The following is an 18,993-nucleotide window of genomic DNA, read 5'->3' on the forward strand; positions in this document are numbered from 1 at the left end:
AGAGGTGCTCGCATACTAATTTGTAAATCGGCATGACGAAATAGCCTCAGCGAGCAAGGAGCCGCGGCATGAGCTACCAGCCCACCCCCGAGGACAGGTTCACCTTCGGCCTGTGGACCGTCGGCTGGCAGGGACGCGATCCCTTCGGCGACGCCACGCGGCGTGCCCTCGACCCGGTCGAGACGGTGCAGCGGCTGGCCGAGCTCGGCGCCCACGGCGTGACCTTCCACGACGACGACCTGATCCCGTTCGGCTCGGGCGACACCGAGCGTGAGGCGCACATCAAGCGCTTCCGGCAGGCACTGGACGCCACGGGCATGAAGGTCCCGATGGCCACCACCAACCTCTTCACGCACCCCGTCTTCAAGGACGGCGCGTTCACCGCCAACGACCGCGACGTGCGCCGCTACGCCCTGCGCAAGACCATCCGCAACATCGACCTCGCCGCCGAGCTCGGCGCCCAGGTGTACGTGGCCTGGGGCGGCCGCGAGGGGGCCGAGTCCGGCGCCGCCAAGGACGTCCGCGCGGCCCTGGACCGGATGAAGGAGGCCTTCGATCTGCTCGGCGAGTACGTCACCTCGCAGGGCTACGACCTGCGTTTCGCCATCGAGCCCAAGCCCAACGAGCCGCGCGGCGACATCCTGCTGCCGACCGTCGGCCACGCCCTGGCGTTCATCGAGCGTCTGGAGCGGCCGGAGCTGTACGGCGTCAACCCCGAGGTCGGGCACGAGCAGATGGCCGGGCTGAACTTCCCGCACGGCATCGCGCAGGCGCTGTGGGCGGGCAAGCTCTTCCACATCGACCTCAACGGCCAGTCCGGCATCAAGTACGACCAGGACCTGCGCTTCGGGGCCGGTGACCTGCGTGCCGCGTTCTGGCTGGTCGACCTGCTGGAGTCGGCCGGCTACAGCGGTCCGCGCCACTTCGACTTCAAGCCGCCGCGCACCGAGGACTTCGACGGCGTGTGGGCCTCGGCGGCCGGCTGTATGCGCAACTACCTCATCCTCAAGGAGCGCGCCGCCGCCTTCCGCGCCGACCCGGAGGTTCAGGAAGCCCTGCGTGCGGCCCGTCTCGACGAGCTGGCCCAGCCCACCGCCGCGGACGGCCTCCAGGCGCTGCTCGCCGACCGGTCGGCGTTCGAGGCGTTCGACGTGGAGGCGGCTGCCGCGCGCGGCATGGCCTTCGAGCACCTGGACCAGTTGGCGATGGATCATCTGCTGGGGGCACGTGGCTGAGTCCACGCGCGCGTGCGGGCCCGGCGGCCGGCCGGACCCGCACGCCGACGGGCCCGGCATGCCGCGGAATCGTGCGATCCACGCCATGAGTCCGTATCAGCTCCCGTGCGCCCCTCCCGGTCGGAGCGGTGCGCGGCGACTCTGTCGGTATGGCATTGCCGCCCGTACCGCCGCATCCGCCCCGGCCTCCCAGGCGCCGGAATCCGCTGCTGATCCTGCTCGCCGTGCTCGCGGCCGTGGCAGCCGTGTCCATCGTGGTGCTGATGGCCTCGGGCAGGGGCGACTCGCCGGACGCCGAGCCGTCCGGCGGGAGCACGAGCAGCTCACCGGGACCGTCCTTCGGAATCCCCACGGAGCTGCCGAGTGGGCTGCCGACTGGGCTGCCGACCCGGCTGCCGTCGGGCTTCCCGACCCGGCTCCCCAGCGATCTGCCCAGAGATCTGCCGAGCGGCTTCGCATCGCTCCTGCCCTCCCTGGACGAGGGCGAGCCGGCGCCCTGACCCGACGCCTCCGAGCCGACGTCCTGACGCTTCCGAGCCGGCGCCCTGAGGCTTCCGAGCCGACGTCCTGACGCTTCCGAGCGACGTCCTGACGCCTCCGACCCTGACGTCCTCCCCTCCCCGCAACCGGAGATGTCGCCGTCAGGCCGGGGCGGGGGAGACGAACACCACCATGTCCGTCTCCTCACCCGGCAGGGGTTCAGGCTCCTGCCATCCGGCCCGGCGGTAGAAGGCCAGTGCGTCCGGGGCGCCGCTCCAGGTCATCAGCCAGGCCTGGCCGCCGGGTGCGCCGGAGCTGAGAGCGGAGAGCAGGCGCCACCCCAGACCTGTGCCGCGGGCCCTGGAGCGCACGCCCAGTTCGTCAATCTCGAAGCGGCCGACGAGGAGTTCGTTCACCCTCTCGGCGCCGAGCCGCCGGGCCACCTTTCCGTAGGCGCGGTCGGTCCGGAAGGGCGCCTGGGTGGTCCAGCCCGTGGCGAAGCCGTCCACCCCGCCGTCCTCCGACAGCGCCAGCACCGCCCGGAAACCCGCACGGCGCACGTCCGTCTCCAGCCGCTCACGGAACTCCACCCGCGTCTCCTCGAAGTCCCGTGGCTCCCAGGGAGGTGCCGTGAAGACCTCGGCGTACGCCTCGGTGAACTCGTCGGCGACGGTGAGGATGTCCGGCCCGTACCGGGTGAGTGTCACAGGGAGTCCCTTTCTGTGGGGGCGAGCTCCGCCGGCGCCGGGCCCGTCACGGAGGCCAGAGCCGTCGCCGGGTCCTGGGCGGGGCCTGCCACGGGCAGCCAGCGGCCGCGCTCCTTGCGGTAGGGCCACCAGCGGCCGTCCCGGCCGAGGCGCAACTGGACCGGCGCCCCGGCGACCGTCCACCGGTTTCCCCGCGGCCGCAGCTCCGGCCGTTCGGCGGCGTCCCAGGCCGATTCCAGGGCGGCACGCGCGCGTGCGAGCGTCTCGCCTTCCACACGCCACTCCTCGTCGAGGACGGAGAGTGCGCCCGTCCCGCCGTGACGCCAGGCGCACACGGCTGTCGCCAGCCCCTCCCGCCCGCGTCCCGACCCGGCGGCGAGCCGGTCGCTCATCTCCCGGCCGGGGTCACCAGCGGCCAGCCGCACGGCGTCCTGCGCGGTCGTCAACTCCTCGTGGGCCGTGCCCCGCAGCGCCTCCGCGAGCAGCCGGTGCGCCCCTACGGCCGTCCGCGCGGCCAGGAACGCCAGAGCGGCCGGGTCGACGCCGGGGCCGGGGGGTGCCTCGGTGTCCAGGGACGGCGGAAGACCGGGTTCAGCGGGGAGCCCCGGCAGATCCGGGAGCGGCGGCAGGATGTCACCGGCGGCGTACGCCTCGGCCGCGTCGACGCCCTCCGGCCCGGAGGAACTCGCCGCACCGGCCCCGCCGCGCGCCTGCACGTCCTCCAGCAGGGCGGTCTCGTCGCGTCCGCGCATCAGCAGCAGCACGAAGGGGTCCTGGTCCAGCAGCCGTGCCACCTGGTAGCAGAGGGCCGCCGTGTGCCCGCAGTGGTCCCAGGCCCCGCAGTCGCACTCCGGTTCCAGGTCGCCCAGACCCGGCAGCAGTTCGACCCCCGCGTCGGCCGCGTCCTCGACCAGGTGCGGCGGCATCTCCCGGTCCAGCAGCGCAGCCACATGACCGGACCGTTCCGCCGTCATGTCCAGGAAGCGGTCCCACTGCCCGGGCGAGAGCTCCTCCAGCAGCACGTCGGCCCGGTGTGCCGACCCGTCGGGGTCCTGGACGACGGCTGTCAGCCGCCCCGGACGCACCGACACCACCCCGACAGCTCCCGCGCGGGCAAGCCGGCGGCCCCGCTTGAGCTGCGCAGTGTCCAGCGCGGTGCCCTCCAGGGCCTTCAGCCAGGCCTGGCCCCACCAGGTCTCGGCGAAGCCCCGCCCGTGCGCGGGCGGCAGCGCGGCGAAGGTACGTTCCATGTCGCCATCGTGCCGAGTCATCGCAGGCCCCCTCGCAGTTCGACCAGGTCAGCCAGTTCCGCGTCCGTCAGTTCCGTGAGCGCCGCCTCGCCGGCGCCCAGGACCGCGTCCGCCAGTTCCCGCTTGCGCAGCAGCAGTTCGGCGATGCGGTCCTCGATCGTTCCCTCCGCGACGATCCGGTGCACCTGCACGGGCCGGGTCTGGCCGATGCGGTACGCGCGGTCGGTCGCCTGCGCCTCCACGGCCGGGTTCCACCAGCGGTCGTAGTGCACGACATGCTCGGCCCGGGTGAGGTTCAGCCCGGTGCCCGCCGCCTTCAACGACAGCAGGAACACCGGCACTTCGCCGTCCTGGAAGCGCCGCACCATGGCCTCACGCTCGGCGACGGGCGTCCCCCCGTGCAGGAACTGGGAGGGCGTGCCGCGGGCGGCGAGGTGCCGTTCGAGCAGGCGGGCCATCTGCACGTACTGCGTGAACACCAGGACGCCCGCCCCCTCGGCGAGGATCGTGCCGAGCAGCTCGTCCAGCAGGTCCAGCTTCCCGGAGCGCCCGGAGATCACGGGACGCTCCTCCTTGAGGTACTGCGCCGGGTGGTTGCAGATCTGCTTGAGACCGGTCAGCAGCTTCACGATCAGGCCCCGCCGGGCCATGCTGCCGGCGCCGGAGATCTCCGCGAGCGCCTCACGCACCACCGCTTCGTACAGCGCCACCTGCTCCTGGGTGAGCGACACGGCGTGATCGGTCTCCGTCTTCGGCGGCAGCTCGGGCGCGATCCCCGGGTCCGACTTGCGGCGGCGCAGCAGGAACGGCCGTACGAGCCGGGCCAGCCGGTCCGCAGCGGCCGGGTCCTGACCGCCCTCGACGGCTTCCGCATACCGCCTGCGGAAGGTGCCGAGCCGGCCCAGCAGACCCGGGGTCGTCCAGTCGAGGATCGCCCACAGCTCCGACAGGTTGTTCTCCACCGGGGTGCCGGTGAGCGCCACACGCGCGCGTGCGCCGATGGAGCGCAGCTGTCGCGCGGTCGAGGAGTACGGGTTCTTCACGTGCTGGGCCTCGTCCGCCACGAGCATGCCCCACGGCACCCCGGCGAGCCGGGGCGCGTCCATGCGCATCGTGCCGTACGTGGTGAGGACGAACTCCCCGTCCGCCAGGCCGTCCAGGCCCCGCCGCGCCCCGTGGAAGCGCCGCACGGGCGTGCCGGGCGCGAACCGTTCGATCTCCCGCTGCCAGTTGCCCATCAGGGACGTCGGGCAGACCACCAGGGTCGGTCCTGCGGAACCGGCGTCGGTCTGCCGGTGCAGGTGCAGGGCGATCAGGGTGATCGTCTTGCCGAGCCCCATGTCGTCGGCGAGACAGCAGCCGAGGCCCAGCGACGTCATACCGGCGAGCCAGTTCAGGCCTCGCCGCTGGTAGTCCCGCAGGGTGGCGGCGAGGGCGGGCGGCTGCTCCACGGGCTGCTGCGCCTCCGGGTCGGCGAGCCGCTCCCGGAGGGCCGCCAGCCACCCGGTGGGCCGCACCTCGACCCGGCTGCCGTCCACCTCCGCCCAGCCCGTCAGGGCCACGCCCAGGGCGTCCACCGGCGTCACCTTGCGGTCCTGCCGGGAGCGGGCCCGGCGCGCCTCCTGAGGGTCGATCAGAACCCACTGGTCGCGCAGCCGCACCACCGGGCGTTTCGCCTCGGCCAGGCGGTCCAGCTCTTCACGGTCCAGCCGCCTGTCCCCCAGGGCGAACGACCACGTGAAGGCGAGCAGTGCGTCGGCGGACAGGAACGACGGCATGGTCGCGGCGGTCGCGCGCGCATCCGGCTCGTCGTCAAGAGGCCCGACGTCCGCGCGCGTGCTGAGCTCACGGGACAGGCCCTTCGGCCAGTGCACCTCGACCCCGGCCGCGCCCAGTGCGAGGGCGCCCGCCCCGAGGAGCTCGGTGACGTCCTCGTCGGCCAGTTCGGCCGCGTCCGGCACGGCCGCCGACAGCAGGGGGGTGAGCGGTGCCCAGGCCCGGGCCGCCCGGCGCAGGGCGAGCAGTGCGTCCATCCGTGCCCGCGGACCGAAGGCCTCGCCCCCGGTGCCGGCCCAGACGTCCGCGGCGTCCGCGACGAGCGCCGGATCGCTGACGCTGTGCACTTGCAGCACGGCCCGGAACGTCACGCCCGTGCCGTCGTCCGCCGCGTCCGTCAAGCCGTCCGCCACGATCCGCAGCGACAGCCGTACGCCCGCGTCGTGGCCCGCCGCGACGTCGGCGGCCCAGGCGCGCAGCTCGGGCAGCCGCACCGGCTCCGGCGACGCGTAGGCCGGACCGCCCGTCACCAGCGGAGCGGCGGGGGAGCGGGGCAGCGTGTCGGTGACCGCGTCGAGGAAGGCGCGCAGGAGCTGCTCCGGGTCGGGCAGCCGCAGCGGCCCGTCACCTGCCAGGGGCGCGGCGTGCGCCTCAGGCGGCATCGCGGCGGCGAGGCGCCGCAGATCCTCGATGTCCTGGGCGTTCAGCGGCCCCGCGCGCCAGGCGTCGTGATCGCCCGGAGACAGTCCGGGCAGCAGCAGTCCGCGCGCCGCGAGGCGCAGGGCGTGCAGCGCCGCCGCGCCCCAGAAGAGGGTCGAGCGGTGCCCCTGCGCGGCGGCCCGCGCGCGCGTGAGGACGGGCAGGGCCGTGCGCACCGGCATCACCACGGCGGGCACGCTCGCTTCCCCGACCCCGCCGTCATGCGGCACGACCACGGTCAGGTCCGCGGCGGATGAGGAGTCCACCACCGGAGGGGCTGCACCGTCGGGCCGCCAGAAGGCGACACTCCCGGCGCGAGCAGGGTCGCCGGGCAGGAACACGCAATGGCAGAGGGCCAGTTCGGAAGGGTCGGAGGAGGGTGCCGGGGGAGTCGGATGCTCGGCTATGGCTGGTTCCTCAAATTTGACTAGTGAGAGCGGAGTCGCCGAGAGTACAGCACTTCCGGTGCGCATGGGTATGGCTGGGCTGTGAGCTGGGTCACCATGGAAGTCTCAGGGTGCGTCAGGGGTGCACCTCAGGGATGTCTCAGGGTCGCGGTCCGGAACCGCCGTGAACGCGGGTCCGTTTTCGAGACAGAGAGCGGCACTGGCCGCGAAGGAGGCGACAGTCATGTCGAAGAACGCCAAGATCGCCGCGGGCGGTGTGGCGGTCGGGCTCATCCTGCTGATCTGGCTGCCCTGGTGGGCATCGCTCCTGATCATCCTTGGAGTCCCGGCCGCCGCGTACCTCACGCTGGACCCGTCCCAGCGGCGCAGGCTGCGCCGCGCCACCCGCAAGGAGCTCGGCCGCTGAGGGGGTGACCGGAGCCGCCCGGCCGGCCTGCCCCCGCAGCGACCCGGCCGGCCTGCACCGCAGCGACCCGGCCGAGCGAGCTCGGTCTGCCGGACCCGCTCGGCTCGGCTTGGGGCGGCCGAACCCGCTCGACCGACCGTACCGGCTCAGTTCGGCCGTACGGCCATCTTGTCCAGTGCCTTGAGGAGACCCGGCAGTTCCGGCCCACGGCCCACCGGCAGGACCTCGCCGGGTTCCTCGTCGAGCAGCACGAAAGCGATGTCGTCGGTCCTGGCGACGAGCGACCAGCCCGGACCGTCGGCCCGCAGGGTCCGGGCGTCACCGGACGCGAAGGACGACCGGACCCGTCCCAGCGGCGGCGGCGAGTCGATATAGGTGCGGGCCTCCGCGAGCACGCGCCGGATGCCGCTGTGGCCACCCTGCTGCCCGCCCTCCCCGTGTCCGTCCGGGTCACCGTCCGCGTCGCCCCCGTCGTCGGAGGCCGTCCCCGCGGCCTCCCCCGTAGGGAACTCCGCGTCGTCGATCTGCTCCCGCCACGTCGCCCACTGGAGCGCGATCTCATCGGCGCCCAGGCGCCGCTGGGCCGGGCCCCACACGGAGGTGTCCGGCGGAGCCAGCGGGGGCCGGCCGTCGGCCTCCGGGTCCGGATCGTGCGGCGCGGGCACCCCGGGGGCCGCGACGGCGACCGCGAGAGGCCAGCCGGGCAGGGCCGCGACGACCGTGCGCTCGTCGGGCGACAGCTCGTACTCCATGCCGCAGTCCCAGGACGCGATCGCGACGGCCACCAGCGAGACGTCGTCGATGGCCACCGTCCACCGGGCGCCCTCGCTGTCCTGGCCGAGTACCAGGCCGTACCCGTCGGCGAGGGGTGCGAGACCGAGCGCTGCGCATGCCTCGGGGTAGTCGTCGCCCAGCACGCTCGGGAACTTCGCCGGCGTCAGCAGCACCGCCGTCAGCACATAGAGCGCATCGTCCTCGGCGGCGACGGCTTCCTCGTCCGTCCCGGCCATCCCAGCCTCCCCATCGGTTCGTCCACCGGCGCGCACCCTAGTGCGCCCACGAGCCCCTTGTCACGGCCTCGCATGCGTACGCGGACCTGCAGTTTTCCGGCGGACGGGGCGAATCGGCCCTCCGCGCGGCTGCGCATCAGGCCGCCGGCAGCCCCAGCAAGTCACGGGCCACGGTCTCCGGCGACTCGCCGCGCTGCCGGGCGAGGGCGATGACGGCGCGGCAGGCCAGCTCGTTCACGCCGAACGACAGGGCCTCCGGCGACACCCAGCCCGCCGCCTCGTCGGCCCGCGCCTGGTCGTCGTCCGCGCAGGCCGTGACATAGGTCGCCGCGGCCTCGAAAAGATTGTGCGGGCGCTTGTCCTCACCGGCCTTCTGCTCCGTTCGCAAGACATCGGCGACCCTTCCCCCGGCTTTGCGGAACCTGCCCCACATGCTGACCACCTTCCCCCTGCGCGCCTGCCGTGCCGGTCGTTCATCTTCTCGCCACCAACGTAAAGTTGGAGAACCTGTGGCAGAAGGGGGACGGCACGGTGAAGCGCTTCTCGCGGCTCGAACAGATCCGTCGGATGGACCCGTACGAGGAGGCTACCGAGATCTACCGCCTCAGCGTGGCGTACGAGTTTCCCTGGGACTTCACACGCGCCCTGGAACTGGCCCTGTACCGCACCTACGCCGTCCCGGCCATCGGCCGGCTGCTGGCGCGCACGGCGGAGCTCACGGACCGGACGCAGAAGCGCTACGACGACACCTCGCTGCTCCTGGACGCCATCGTCGAGCACGGCTTCGGCAGCGACGAGGGCAGGACGGCGGTCCGCCGCATCAACCAGATGCACCGCAGCTACGACATCAGCGACGACGACATGCGCTACGTGCTGTGCACCTTCGTCGTGATGCCCAAACGGTGGATCGACGCCTACGGCTGGCGCAGGATGTCACGCCACGAGACCGTCGCGAGTGCCGTTCACTACCGCACCCTGGGCCGGCACATGGGGATCAAGGACATTCCCCGGACCTACGAGGAGTTCGAGATCCGCCTCGACACCTATGAGGCCGCCCACTTCGCCTGGGACGAGGACGCCCGGCGCGTCTCGGACGCCACACTCGACCTGATGGCCTCCTGGTACCCCGGCCCGCTCGCACCCCTGCTGCGAACCACGGTCCTCGCCCTGCTCGACGACTCGCTGCTGCGCACCTTCCGCTACACCCCGCCGCATGCCGCCACGCGCGCGTGGGTGCGTCGATCGGTGCGGCTGCGGGGCCGGGCCGTCCGCCTGCTGCCGCCCCGGCGCGCCCCTCACTTCGCGCGTCAGAACCGGGAGATCAAGGGCTACCCGTACGGCTACCGGATCGCCGACCTGGGCACCCGCCCGGTCCCGGGCGTCCGGGGCTGCCCCGTGCGGCGCGCGTCCGCGGACGCCGAGGCCGGGTGACGCGGTGCCTCAGTCCTCGCGCACGGCGAGCGCCAGGAAACGGGAGTCCTCGTCGACGTAGGACGTCAGGCGCCAACCGGAACCTGCCAGCAGCGGACGGAGGTTGGGCTCGGCGCGCAGATCGTCGGGGGTGATCGAGCGGCCGTGACGTGCCGCGAGGGCTGCCCTGCCGATCGGGTGGAACAGCGCCAGCACACCACCCGGGCGTACCACGCGCGCCAGCTCCCGAAGATTCTCGGCCGGGCTGTCGAGGTGCGAGATGAGGCCCGCCCCGAACACCGCGTCCAGCGACCGTGAGCGCAGGGGCAGCGCGGCGACATCCGTGAGCAGCAACTGCCCGTCGCTGTCCCGCCCGGCCCGCACGGCCTCCCGCAGCATGGCGGGTGTGAGATCGGCCCCGAGGACCACCCCCGAGGCCCCCACGGCGGCGCGCAGCGGCGGCAGGGCGCGGCCGGTGCCGCACCCCGCGTCGAGCACCCGGTCACCCGCCCGCAGCCCGAGCTCGGCGACGGCGGCGGTGTAGGCCGGACCGTCGTCGGGGAACCGGCTGTCCCAGTCGGCGGCGCGGGCGGTGAAGAACTCCTGAACACGCGTCTGCTCGTCGCTCATGTCCCGCATGATTCCGCACCTGCGTGGCTGACGCCTCACCGGCACGGATGATGCCTCAGTGCACATGTTCGAGCGTGACTCGATCGTTCCGGTGCACCCTTGCGTCATATTCCAGCACCTTTCGAACTGCGCCCCGTTCGCGCGCCCCTGCCGGGTCTAGCGTCCCGGGGCCATGGGACACCTGGACCACGCAGCCCTGGGGTGGCTGACCCCCGCACTGTCGTACGTGATGGCCTGCATAGGCGCCGCGCTCGGTCTGCGCTGCACCGTCCGCGCGCTCGCCACCACCGGGCGCTCGCGCCGCAACTGGCTCGTCACCGCCGCCTCGGCGATCGGCACCGGCATCTGGACCATGCACTTCGTGGCGATGCTCGGCTTCGGCGTCGCCGGTACCGACATCCGCTACGACGTGCCGCTCACCCTGTTGAGCCTGCTCGTCGCCATGGTCGTCGTCTGCGCCGGCGTCTTCGCCGTCGGCTACGGCAGGGACCGCGGCCGGGCCCTGCTCGTCGGTGGGCTCACCACCGGCCTCGGTGTGGCCAGCATGCACTACCTGGGTATGGCGGCCGTCCGGCTGCACGGCGACGTGACCTACGACCCGCTGCTCGTCGGACTGTCCGTCCTGATCGCCGTCGTCGCGGCCACGGCGGCCCTGTGGGCGGCTCTCAACATCAAGTCGCCCGTCGCGGTCACCATCGCCTCCCTGATCATGGGCGCGGCCGTCAGCAGCATGCACTACACCGGGATGTTCGCGGTGGGCGTGCACGTCACGCCCTCCGCGCAGGCCCTGCCCGGGGCCACGGCGATGCAGTTCATCTTCCCCCTCGCCGTCGGCCTCGGCTCCTATCTCTTCCTGACCTCGGCCTTCGTCGCGCTGTCCCCGACGGCGGGCGAACGCGCGGCGTCCGCTTCCGCCCAGCGGCCGGTGCAGAGTGCCGCCCCCTAGCAGCGCAGGTGACCACTGGGCACGGTGACCACTGGGCACGGTGACCGAGCGGCACGGTGACCGGGCGGTGCGGGACACGGGACTCGCGGCAGCACATCTGGGGCCAGAGGAACGGGCGGCCGCACAGGACAGCGGTCAGTGGGGCCGGTGGCCGGCGCCGCCCGGAGGCCCGGATCGCGCTCCCGGCGGCGGCTCGTACGGCCCACCTCCAGTCGGCCCCTGCTGCGCCGACGGTGTGCTCCGCGCCCGACGACGCCCGTGAGACGCCCCTACGACAGCGCGCCGCCGCCTGCCCGTACGCCCCGACCCACTCCGAGCGAGGAGTCCATGCGAACACCCCGTAGGACCCCCACAGCCGGCGCCGAGGCGCCGTCCCCTCCCGTGCGCGGTCGCCGTGCGCACGCCGGACCACCGGCCGACGAGGGCCCCGACGCACCCTCGGGCGGCCCGCCGGAAGCGGCGCCCCCGCGCGCGGAGCGCTGGCACATACGCCCCCGCACCGTCCGCGCCAAGATCGTGTGCCTGCTGATGGTGCCGGTCGTCTCCCTCCTGGCCCTGTGGGCCTACGCCACCGTCACCACCGCCCAGGACGTCTCCCGGCTACGGCAGGTACAGCGCGTCGACGCCACGGTCCGCGCCCCCGTCTCCGCCGCCGTCGCCGCCCTCCAGGCCGAACGCGCGGCCGCCGTACGGCACGCCACCGACCCGTCCGCCGTCCGAACGGGCGAACTGGACGAGCTGGCCCGGCGCACCGACCGGGCCGTCGCCGAACTACGGCTCGGCAAGGACACCACCGTCGCCGACAGCGGGGAACTGCCCGCCGGAGTCGCCCAGCGGCTGAAGGACTTCGTCGCCGGTGCCGAGCAACTGCCGCCGCTGCGCACCGCGGTTCAGGACCGGCGCGCGGGCTGGGCCGAGACGTACGACCGCTACACCCGGACCATCTCGGCAGCCTTCGGCGTCGGCGGTGCCCTCACCGGCATCCGGGACGCCGACCTCGGCTCCGACGCGCGGGTGCTGCTCGAATTCGCCCGAGCGGGCGAGGCACTGGCCCGGGAGGACGCGGTGCTGGCGAGCGCCCGTCTGGACGGCACCCTGACCGGGGAACGGCTCAGGCTCTTCACCAGCGCCGTCGATGTACGCCGCACGCTCACGGAGTCGTCCGTCGCGGACCTGAGCGGCACCGAGCGTTCCGCATGGGACGCCCTCGCCGACAGCAGCGCCTACAGCGGCCTGCGCGACGCCGAGAACGAGGTCCTCGCCGGCGGGCCGGGCTCCAAGGCGGCCGGGGCGGTACCCGAGAGCACCTGGAACACGGCCCACGCGCCCGTGCAGAACGGCATGCGCGTCATCGAGGACGACGCGGCACGCGGGGTCGCGGAACGAGCCGACCCGTTCACCCGGGGACTGCACACCCCGGCCGGTGCAGCCGTGCTGCTCGGCCTCGCCGCCGTCGCCGCCTCGCTCGTCATCTCCGTACGCATCGGACGCGGCCTCGTGGTCGAACTGGTCAGCCTGCGCAACAGCGCCCTGGAGATCGCCCGGCGCAAGCTCCCCGACGCCATGCGGAAACTGCGGGCGGGCGAGGAGATCGACGTCCGCGCCGAGGCCCCGCCGGGAGCGCCCGCCGAGGACGAGACCGGGCAGGTCGCCGAGGCCCTCGGCACCGTGCACCGCGCAGCGCTGAGGGCCGCTGTGGAACGCGCCGAACTCGCCAGCGGCATCTCCGGCGTCTTCGTCAACCTCGCCCGCCGCAGCCAGATCCTCGTCCACCGGCAGCTGGCCCTCCTCGACAGCATGGAACGCCGCTCCGAGGACCCGAACGAGCTGAGCGACCTCTTCCGCCTGGACCACCTCACCACCCGCATGCGGCGCCACGCGGAGAGCCTGATCATCCTCTCCGGAGCCGCCCCCGGCCGGGCCTGGCGCATGCCGGTCTCCCTCACGAACGTGGTCCGCGCGGCCGTCTCCGAAGTGGAGGACTACGCGCGCGTGGAGGTTCGGCAACTCCCCGAGGCAGCCGTGGCCGGCGCGGCCGTCGCCGACCTCACGCACCTGCTGGCCGAGATCATCGAGAACGCCGCCCAGTTCTCTCCGCCCCACACGCGTGTGCGCGTCACCGGAGAACCCGTCGGCAACGGATACGCCGTCGAGGTCGAGGACCGCGGCCTCGGCATGGGCAAGGAGACCCTCGCCGAGGCCAACCGCCGCATCGCCCAGTCCGAGGCGCTCGACCTGTTCGACAGTGACCGGCTCGGTCTGTTCGTGGTCAGCAGGCTCGCCGTACGTCACGACATCAAGGTCCACCTGAGGACCTCCCCGTACGGCGGCACCACCGCGGTCGTCCTGCTGCCCACCGCCCTGCTTCACACCGGCGCTCCGGAACGAGCCCCCGAAGCGGCGGAACCCGCGCGACAGCCCGGGGAACGCGCCTACGCGCGCGTGCCCGATGACACCCCTCTCCAGGACGCCGTCCCAGCCCAGGCCGACCGGCGCGCCCTCGTGGCCCCCGTACCGGCCCCCGCGGAGCCCGAGATCCCGCGCCACACGGACCGTTCGTATCCCGCGGACAGCTCGCGTCACGCGGACGGTCCGCGTCACCAGGAGACCCCGAGCCAGACACCACTCCCAGGAGTCGCCACCTTGCGACTGCACCGCCCGCCGCAGCAGCCCGAAGACTCCGACGACCTCCCGCGCCGGGTACGACAGGCCAGCCTCGCTCCCCAACTGCGCGACAGACGACCCGAGGAGCAGCCGTCGACGCCCCCTGCCCGGGACGACGAGCGCACCCCCGAGCTCGTACGGGACCGCATGGCGGCCTACCGCTCCGGATGGGCGCGCGGCGGCGGCAGGCAACCCGGCCGCGGTAACACCCCCGGCCCCGTGACGGGCAGCGACAGCAGCGAAGGAGACCCCGCATGATCCAGGATCCGAGCACACAGTCCGCCCGGCACTCCGGCGAACTCGACTGGCTGCTGGACGATCTCGTGCTCCGCGTGAGCGACATCCGGCACGCCGTGGTGCTGTCCAACGACGGCCTCGCGGTGGGGGCCTCGACCGGCCTGCGCCGCGAGGACGCCGAGCACCTCGCCGCCGTCGCCTCGGGCTTCCACAGCCTCGCCAAGGGCGCGGGACGGCACTTCGGCGCCGGCGGGGTCCGCCAGACCATGGTGGAGATGGACGAGGGCTTCCTGTTCGTGGCCGCCGCGGGCGACGGCTCCTGCCTCGCCCTCCTCACCGCCGTCACCGCCGACATCGGCCTGGTGGCCTACGAGATGGCCCGCCTGGTCAAACGCGTCGGCGAGCACCTCGGCACGGCGCCCCGCACGGCCGCGCAGCCCCCTGCCGCAGGATGAACCGGGAGAACGGTCCGCGCAGATGACCGAGGACATGACGGGCGCCCCGCGCGAGCAGGGCAGCCAGTGGTACGACAACGAGGCCGGCCCGCTCGTCCGCCCCTACGCCATGACGGGCGGACGCACCCGGCCCGGCCCCACCGGCGTGCGGTTCGACCTGATCGCCCTGGTCACTCTGGACCCGGGCGCACCCGGAATTGACGACGCACCGCTCGGCCCGGAACACCGCAACCTCCTCGACCTGTGCCGCCCGGAGACCCAGTCGGTCGCCGAACTCGCCGCCGGCGCGGACCTGCCCGTCGGTGTGGTCAGGGTGCTCCTCGGTGATCTTCTGGAACTCGGCTTCGTCACCGTCAGCCGTCCCGTACCCCCCGCGCAGCTGCCCGACGAACGCATCCTGCGCGAGGTGATCGAGGGCCTGAGAGCGCTGTAGCCCTCAACGTCCCACGCCGCAAAGCCCCACGCCCCGACGCCTCACCGGACCACACCACCCAGAGCACGCACACCACCCACGCACTCATCACACCGGCACTCCTGAGAGAAGTGATCAATGGTCTCCGAGCACTCCGACGCCCCGGGCGGCGAGAGCGCCGCACTGGCGCTGAAGATTCTGGTCGCCGGCGGGTTCGGCGTGGGCAAGACCACCCTGGTGGGCGCCGTCAGCGAGATCCGGCCGCTGCGCACCGAGGAACTCCTCAGCGAAGCAGGCCAGTCGGTGGACGACACCGACGGCGTGGATCACAAGACCACCACGACCGTCGCCATGGACTTCGGACGCATCACCATCCGGTCCGGTCTGTCCCTGTACCTGTTCGGCACGCCGGGACAGGACCGGTTCTGGTTCCTGTGGGACGAGTTGTCGCAAGGGGCGCTCGGCGCGGTCGTGCTCGCGGACACCCGCCGCCTGGAGGACTGCTTCCCCGCGGTCGACTACTTCGAGCACCGGCGCATCCCCTTCGTCGTGGCGGTCAACTGCTTCGCGGGCGCCCGGCGGCACGGTGCTCCGGACGTCTCACGCGCCCTCGACCTCGACAGGGGCACACCCGTGGTGCTGTGCGACGCCCGGGACCGCGACTCGGGGAAGGAGGTGCTGATCCGGCTCGTCGAGTACGCCGGGCGGATGCACACCGCCCGGCTGCTCGACTCGGTCGGCTGACCGCGGACCAGGGGCTTTCCCGCGGTCAGTTCGCGACGTCCCGCTCCGCCAGCACCCTGTCGACAGCGACACGGACGAGGAGTTCGCCGGGCACGCCGTTGCGCGCGCCGAACTCCTCGGCGCGCTCCTCGCCCATGTACCGGGCACCGATCCGGGTGGCCCAGTGCCGAATCTCGTCGAGATCGTCCGAGACCCGGGCACGGCCCCGCAGCACCACGAACGAGTACGGCGGCCGGTCGTCGTCCACGCACAGGGCGATCCGGCCGTCCCGGATGATGTTGCGCCCCTTCACGCTGTCCTTGCCGGTGTTGAACACCACCTCGTCCCCGTCCAGCAGGAACCAGATCGGGGCCACGTGCGGGCTGCCGTCCGCCCGGACCGTGGACAGCTTCGCGGTGCGGGTGCCGTGGAGGACGAACTCCCGCCATTGCGCGTCGGTCATCTTCTCTGCCATGGCTCCCATCCTCCTTGCCCCGGCCCCGGTCGTGGGGAAGTCTGAGATGGAGATCCTCCGGCCAGGAGGGGAATCACACGGGGAGAAAACGGGGAGACCGGAAGATGGCGCAGAACCAGGGACTCGACTGGCTGCTGGACGACTTGACCGAGCGCGTCCACGAAGTGCGGCACGCACTCGTCCTGTCCAACGACGGCCTGGTGACCGGTGCGAGCACCGGCCTGCGCCGCGAGGACGCCGAGCACCTCGCGGCCGTGTCGTCCGGGCTGCACAGCCTGGCCAAGGGCTCCGGACGGCACTTCGGCGCGGGCAACGTCCGACAGACGATGATCGAGTTCGACGACGCGGTGCTCTTCGTCACCGCGGCCGGTACGGGCAGTTGTCTGTGTGTACTCAGCGGCGCGGAAGCCGACATCGGCCAGATCGCCTACGAGATGACACTGCTGGTCAACCGGGTGGGCGAGCACCTCGACGTCGGCGCACGCCAGCCGGAGCCGAAACCGATCACGGACCTCTGACCTGCACGTTCGTCATCCCCGTGGAGTTATCCACAGGCTCGCCACGAGATACGCCGAACCGGCTACGGTTTTTTCACGGCGACCGCGGACGGCGGTCGCACTCGGCAGTGAGCCGCTGGCTCCGACTCCACGGGGGAGACCGACCATGTCACGTATCGGCACGACACCAGACCACCTCCTCACCTGCGCCCCGAGCCGGGCCGCCCGGGAACTGGACTTGAAGCGGGGCGAGTTCGACCTCGCGGTGAACCTGGGACTCATCAGGACCGTTCCCGACGAAGGAGGCGGGGGCCGGCGCGTCGCCCGGGCCGAGATCGACCGGCTGCGCTCCGGGGAGGGATTTCCGGACATCCTGCGCGGGCGCGTCGCGACCGTCGGCACCACCGAGGGCGCCCGGCTCATGGAGGTGGCACCGACGAGGTTCACGAGCCTCGCGCGCTATGGCCTGCTCGTGCCGGTGACCTTTTACCTCAACCGCTATCGGACCGTCGTCTGGCTGTATCTGGCCGAAGAGCTACGGCAGTTCGCGGCTGAGAGGAGCAACATCCGGTTGCTGACCGGCCGTCGCACGCCCGATGAGATCCGGGAAGGGCTGAAGGCCGGAATGGACCGGCGGCCGCGCAACTGGCGGGGGCGTCACGTCGGATTCCTGACGCGGGAGGCGGGGGACGACCCCTGGGGCCGGGCGGCAGCGGTCGCCTGCCTCCTCGCCCCGGCCGACGTCGCGGACGTCGTCCGGGACCCCCGCGAGCGTGCCCTCCTGGACGACCGCCGCCCCCGGCTCCCGGTGCACGGCGCACCGGGTTCAGCCGCCGCCGAGCTGGCGGAGAAGCTGATGACGGCGAGCGAGCGGGACGAAGTGTGCTGGTTCCGCGCGGACCTGGCCCACACGCTGGAGGAGGCCCGACGCCGGCACCCTGTGGCGGAAGGGCTCGCCCCGACACCTCCGCCCGGACCCCGTCCGCTCGCCCGGCCACCGTCCTCGGCCCCGCCACCGACCACGGCCCCGGGCTCGGCCTCGGCCCCGCCACTGGCCACGGCCCCGCCACCGGAGCGCCCCGCACCCCCCGAGCCCACCCCTCCCCACGGCCTGCTGAGCCGGCTCCGCCGCAGAGGACGACGGCCGGCCGGGTGACCCCGGCGGTACGGCATCACCGCTGGTGGACCCGCTGACCGATGAGTTTCCGGATGCGCACGGGTCCTCCCCTGAGGAGACTGTCCCCGGGAGGCGATCATGTTCGGTACGACGAAGGCGTTCAGCGGGTTCTCGGTGGACGACATCGAGGCGGCCAGGGCGTTCTACGCAGACACGCTCGGGCTCCGCGTGTCGGAGGAGAACGGGATGCTGATCCTGCACCTGGCGGGCGACCGGGACACCCTGGTCTATCCCAAGCCGAACCACACGCCGGCGACGTTCACCATCCTCAACTTCTCGGTCGACGACATCGAGGCCGCGGTCGACGAGCTGGCCGGGAAAGGGGTGCGCTTCGAGCGCTACGACCACCTCAAGACGGACGACAAGGGCATCTTCCGCGGCGGCGGCCCGCTGATCGCCTGGTTCACCGACCCCGCGGGGAACGTGCTGTCCGTCCTCCAGGAAAACTGACCCACCGGCCGTGCCCGAACTCCCCGACGTCGAGGGCTTCCGGCAGGTGCTCCAGGCCTGCGCGAAGGGACGCGTCATCCGGCGCGTCGATGTGCGGGACCCGGGCGTCCTGCACGGGATCGACGCCGGGGGACTGCGGGACGCGCTGGAGGGGCGGCGGTTCGGCACACCACAGCGGCACGGCAAGTGGTTGCTGGCCCGCACCGGCGGCCCCACCCTCGTACTGCACTTCGGCATGACAGGGCTGCTGGTGTGCGGGCGGGCCGTTGATCCCGTCGAGGCACACGACCGGGTCCTGTTCACCCTCGGTGCCGGTCGGCAACTGCGTTTCCGTGACCAGCGCAAACTGCAGGGACTCTGGCTGGCCCACGACGAGTCCGACGTGGAGCGGCTGCTGCGGCGGCAGGGTCCCGACGCCCTGGCGGTGGACCGTGCGGAGTTCGAGGAGGTGCTCTCATCGCGTCGCGGGCATCTCAAGACGGCCCTCACGGACCAGTCCGTCCTCGCCGGCCTCGGCAACCTGCTCGCCGACGAGATCCTGTGGCGGGCCCGGCTGCGCCCCGACCAGGGGGCGCGTGACCTGACCCAGGAGGACCGCCGTCGGCTCTTCAGCGAGATGCGACGCACCCTGCGTTCCTCCGTCAGCGCCGGCTGCGTACCCCCGCGTGACACCTGGCTCACCGGCCACCGGGACGACCGGGACGCGAGGTGCCCGCGCTGCGGAACCGGCCTGCGCAGGTCCCGTATGGCGGGGCGGGGCACGGTGTGGTGCCCCCAGTGCCAACCGGACGGGTGACCGGGCCGGACCGGCCGGAGAGCCAGGCCCTCGCCCGCCGGCCGCTCGGCGGGCGGGGGCCCGCCCCCCCGGCGCCCCCCCGGCCGCCGGCCCCGCCCCCCCTCTGGCTTACTCCCTAGTTTTAAACCCCACACCAAAACAGACAAAGTGG

The 18,993-nt window shown here is 72.9% G+C and carries 20 protein-coding genes; 13 read left to right on the forward strand and 7 right to left on the reverse strand.

Annotation, left to right across the window (positions count from 1 at the left end):
* Positions 1-68 precede the first annotated feature (68 nt).
* Positions 69-1,235 carry a xylose isomerase gene (xylA, locus tag AB0E85_RS27755; RefSeq protein ID WP_361932468.1) on the forward strand — a complete coding sequence of 389 codons (1,167 nt, stop codon included), beginning with the start codon at positions 69-71 and terminating at the stop codon, positions 1,233-1,235.
* Positions 1,236-1,384: 149 nt separating this feature from the next.
* Entirely contained in the window at positions 1,385-1,735 is a 351-nt protein-coding gene (locus AB0E85_RS27760) for a hypothetical protein (protein WP_361932471.1), read from the forward strand.
* A gap of 141 nt (positions 1,736-1,876) precedes the next feature.
* On the opposite strand, the gene AB0E85_RS27765 is transcribed toward AB0E85_RS27760, so the two are convergent.
* Genes AB0E85_RS27765 through AB0E85_RS27775 form a run of 3 tightly spaced genes read right to left on the reverse strand, consistent with a single transcriptional unit; the run spans position 1,877 to position 6,620 of the window.
* On the reverse strand, positions 1,877-2,422 hold the full coding sequence (locus tag AB0E85_RS27765; protein ID WP_361932473.1) for a GNAT family N-acetyltransferase: 546 nt from the start codon (positions 2,420-2,422) through the stop codon (positions 1,877-1,879).
* Positions 2,419-3,693 (reverse strand): SWF or SNF family helicase, encoded by a 1,275-nt coding sequence (locus tag AB0E85_RS27770; protein WP_361932476.1) that lies wholly within the window; start codon positions 3,691-3,693, stop codon positions 2,419-2,421. Before AB0E85_RS27770 ends, AB0E85_RS27765 begins: the two co-directional genes overlap by 4 nt.
* Positions 3,690-6,620, reverse strand: a complete 2,931-nt coding sequence (locus AB0E85_RS27775; RefSeq protein WP_361932478.1) for a DEAD/DEAH box helicase — start codon at positions 6,618-6,620, stop codon at positions 3,690-3,692. The genes AB0E85_RS27770 and AB0E85_RS27775 overlap by 4 nt, the downstream gene beginning before the upstream one ends.
* 157 nt (positions 6,621-6,777) lie before the next feature.
* Here AB0E85_RS27775 and AB0E85_RS27780 point away from each other — a divergent pair, with 157 nt between their 5' ends.
* Positions 6,778-6,960, forward strand: coding sequence for a hypothetical protein (locus tag AB0E85_RS27780; protein ID WP_010040978.1), 183 nt, complete (start codon positions 6,778-6,780; stop codon positions 6,958-6,960).
* A gap of 146 nt (positions 6,961-7,106) precedes the next feature.
* Here AB0E85_RS27780 and AB0E85_RS27785 read toward each other — a convergent pair whose 3' ends face one another.
* Complete coding sequence (locus tag AB0E85_RS27785) at positions 7,107-7,970, reverse strand: hypothetical protein (protein WP_361932481.1); 864 nt, start codon at positions 7,968-7,970, stop codon at positions 7,107-7,109.
* Positions 7,971-8,106: 136 nt separating this feature from the next.
* Positions 8,107-8,403: a hypothetical protein gene (locus tag AB0E85_RS27790; protein ID WP_361932484.1), complete on the reverse strand. Its 297-nt coding sequence runs from the start codon at positions 8,401-8,403 to the stop codon at positions 8,107-8,109.
* 98 nt (positions 8,404-8,501) lie between these two features.
* Between AB0E85_RS27790 and AB0E85_RS27795 the strand changes: the two genes are divergently transcribed.
* Positions 8,502-9,401, forward strand: coding sequence for an oxygenase MpaB family protein (locus AB0E85_RS27795; protein ID WP_361932517.1), 900 nt, complete (start codon positions 8,502-8,504; stop codon positions 9,399-9,401).
* A 9-nt stretch (positions 9,402-9,410) separates the two neighbouring features.
* Here AB0E85_RS27795 and AB0E85_RS27800 read toward each other — a convergent pair whose 3' ends face one another.
* The gene (locus AB0E85_RS27800) at positions 9,411-10,010 is read right to left on the reverse strand and encodes a class I SAM-dependent methyltransferase (RefSeq protein WP_361932486.1); all 600 of its coding nucleotides are present in this window, start codon (positions 10,008-10,010) and stop codon (positions 9,411-9,413) included.
* Positions 10,011-10,182: 172 nt separating this feature from the next.
* On the opposite strand from AB0E85_RS27800, the gene AB0E85_RS27805 reads away from it, so the two are divergent.
* The 5 genes from AB0E85_RS27805 (at position 10,183) to AB0E85_RS27825 (ending at position 15,468) form a co-directional block, all read left to right on the forward strand.
* Positions 10,183-10,956 (forward strand): MHYT domain-containing protein, encoded by a 774-nt coding sequence (locus AB0E85_RS27805; RefSeq protein ID WP_361932488.1) that lies wholly within the window; start codon positions 10,183-10,185, stop codon positions 10,954-10,956.
* 327 nt (positions 10,957-11,283) lie between these two features.
* Complete coding sequence (locus AB0E85_RS27810) at positions 11,284-13,878, forward strand: nitrate- and nitrite sensing domain-containing protein (protein ID WP_361932491.1); 2,595 nt, start codon at positions 11,284-11,286, stop codon at positions 13,876-13,878.
* Complete coding sequence (locus tag AB0E85_RS27815; RefSeq protein ID WP_361932494.1) at positions 13,875-14,312, forward strand: roadblock/LC7 domain-containing protein; 438 nt, start codon at positions 13,875-13,877, stop codon at positions 14,310-14,312. The genes AB0E85_RS27810 and AB0E85_RS27815 overlap by 4 nt, the downstream gene beginning before the upstream one ends.
* A gap of 22 nt (positions 14,313-14,334) precedes the next feature.
* Positions 14,335-14,745, forward strand: coding sequence for a DUF742 domain-containing protein (locus tag AB0E85_RS27820; RefSeq protein WP_361932497.1), 411 nt, complete (start codon positions 14,335-14,337; stop codon positions 14,743-14,745).
* Positions 14,746-14,862: 117 nt separating this feature from the next.
* On the forward strand, positions 14,863-15,468 hold the full coding sequence (locus AB0E85_RS27825) for an ATP/GTP-binding protein (protein WP_033307200.1): 606 nt from the start codon (positions 14,863-14,865) through the stop codon (positions 15,466-15,468).
* Positions 15,469-15,493: 25 nt separating this feature from the next.
* Here AB0E85_RS27825 and AB0E85_RS27830 read toward each other — a convergent pair whose 3' ends face one another.
* Positions 15,494-15,922, reverse strand: a complete 429-nt coding sequence (locus tag AB0E85_RS27830) for a PPOX class F420-dependent oxidoreductase (protein ID WP_361932500.1) — start codon at positions 15,920-15,922, stop codon at positions 15,494-15,496.
* A gap of 104 nt (positions 15,923-16,026) precedes the next feature.
* Between AB0E85_RS27830 and AB0E85_RS27835 the strand changes: the two genes are divergently transcribed.
* The 4 genes from AB0E85_RS27835 (at position 16,027) to AB0E85_RS27850 (ending at position 18,842) form a co-directional block, all read left to right on the forward strand.
* A complete protein-coding gene (locus AB0E85_RS27835) occupies positions 16,027-16,440 on the forward strand; it encodes a roadblock/LC7 domain-containing protein (protein ID WP_361932503.1) in 414 nt (137 codons plus the stop codon).
* A 145-nt stretch (positions 16,441-16,585) separates the two neighbouring features.
* Entirely contained in the window at positions 16,586-17,575 is a 990-nt protein-coding gene (locus AB0E85_RS27840) for a DUF6397 family protein (RefSeq protein WP_361932505.1), read from the forward strand.
* A 99-nt stretch (positions 17,576-17,674) separates the two neighbouring features.
* Positions 17,675-18,046: a VOC family protein gene (locus AB0E85_RS27845; RefSeq protein ID WP_361932508.1), complete on the forward strand. Its 372-nt coding sequence runs from the start codon at positions 17,675-17,677 to the stop codon at positions 18,044-18,046.
* Positions 18,047-18,056: 10 nt separating this feature from the next.
* A complete protein-coding gene (locus tag AB0E85_RS27850) occupies positions 18,057-18,842 on the forward strand; it encodes a DNA-formamidopyrimidine glycosylase family protein (RefSeq protein ID WP_361932511.1) in 786 nt (261 codons plus the stop codon).
* The last annotated feature ends 151 nt before the right edge of the window (positions 18,843-18,993 follow it).

This window comes from Streptomyces sp. NPDC029044, from assembly GCF_040637495.1.
In the GTDB taxonomy this organism is placed as follows: Bacteria; Actinomycetota; Actinomycetes; order Streptomycetales; family Streptomycetaceae; genus Streptomyces.

Excerpts from the sequence above, each read along its gene's own strand:
- xylA (WP_361932468.1), top strand. The coding sequence starts at position 69 with ATGAGCTACCAGCCCACCCCCGAGGACAGGTTCACCTTCGGCCTGTGG.
- AB0E85_RS27760 (WP_361932471.1), top strand. The coding sequence starts at position 1,385 with ATGGCATTGCCGCCCGTACCGCCGCATCCGCCCCGGCCTCCCAGGCGC.
- AB0E85_RS27770 (WP_361932476.1), bottom strand. The coding sequence starts at position 3,693 with ATGACTCGGCACGATGGCGACATGGAACGTACCTTCGCCGCGCTGCCG.
- AB0E85_RS27775 (WP_361932478.1), bottom strand. The coding sequence starts at position 6,620 with ATGCGCACCGGAAGTGCTGTACTCTCGGCGACTCCGCTCTCACTAGTC.
- AB0E85_RS27780 (WP_010040978.1), top strand. The coding sequence starts at position 6,778 with ATGTCGAAGAACGCCAAGATCGCCGCGGGCGGTGTGGCGGTCGGGCTC.
- AB0E85_RS27785 (WP_361932481.1), bottom strand. The coding sequence starts at position 7,970 with ATGGCCGGGACGGACGAGGAAGCCGTCGCCGCCGAGGACGATGCGCTC.
- AB0E85_RS27790 (WP_361932484.1), bottom strand. The coding sequence starts at position 8,403 with ATGTGGGGCAGGTTCCGCAAAGCCGGGGGAAGGGTCGCCGATGTCTTG.
- AB0E85_RS27800 (WP_361932486.1), bottom strand. The coding sequence starts at position 10,010 with ATGAGCGACGAGCAGACGCGTGTTCAGGAGTTCTTCACCGCCCGCGCC.
- AB0E85_RS27805 (WP_361932488.1), top strand. The coding sequence starts at position 10,183 with ATGGGACACCTGGACCACGCAGCCCTGGGGTGGCTGACCCCCGCACTG.
- AB0E85_RS27810 (WP_361932491.1), top strand. The coding sequence starts at position 11,284 with ATGCGAACACCCCGTAGGACCCCCACAGCCGGCGCCGAGGCGCCGTCC.
- AB0E85_RS27815 (WP_361932494.1), top strand. The coding sequence starts at position 13,875 with ATGATCCAGGATCCGAGCACACAGTCCGCCCGGCACTCCGGCGAACTC.
- AB0E85_RS27820 (WP_361932497.1), top strand. The coding sequence starts at position 14,335 with ATGACCGAGGACATGACGGGCGCCCCGCGCGAGCAGGGCAGCCAGTGG.
- AB0E85_RS27825 (WP_033307200.1), top strand. The coding sequence starts at position 14,863 with ATGGTCTCCGAGCACTCCGACGCCCCGGGCGGCGAGAGCGCCGCACTG.
- AB0E85_RS27830 (WP_361932500.1), bottom strand. The coding sequence starts at position 15,922 with ATGGCAGAGAAGATGACCGACGCGCAATGGCGGGAGTTCGTCCTCCAC.
- AB0E85_RS27835 (WP_361932503.1), top strand. The coding sequence starts at position 16,027 with ATGGCGCAGAACCAGGGACTCGACTGGCTGCTGGACGACTTGACCGAG.
- AB0E85_RS27840 (WP_361932505.1), top strand. The coding sequence starts at position 16,586 with ATGTCACGTATCGGCACGACACCAGACCACCTCCTCACCTGCGCCCCG.
- AB0E85_RS27845 (WP_361932508.1), top strand. The coding sequence starts at position 17,675 with ATGTTCGGTACGACGAAGGCGTTCAGCGGGTTCTCGGTGGACGACATC.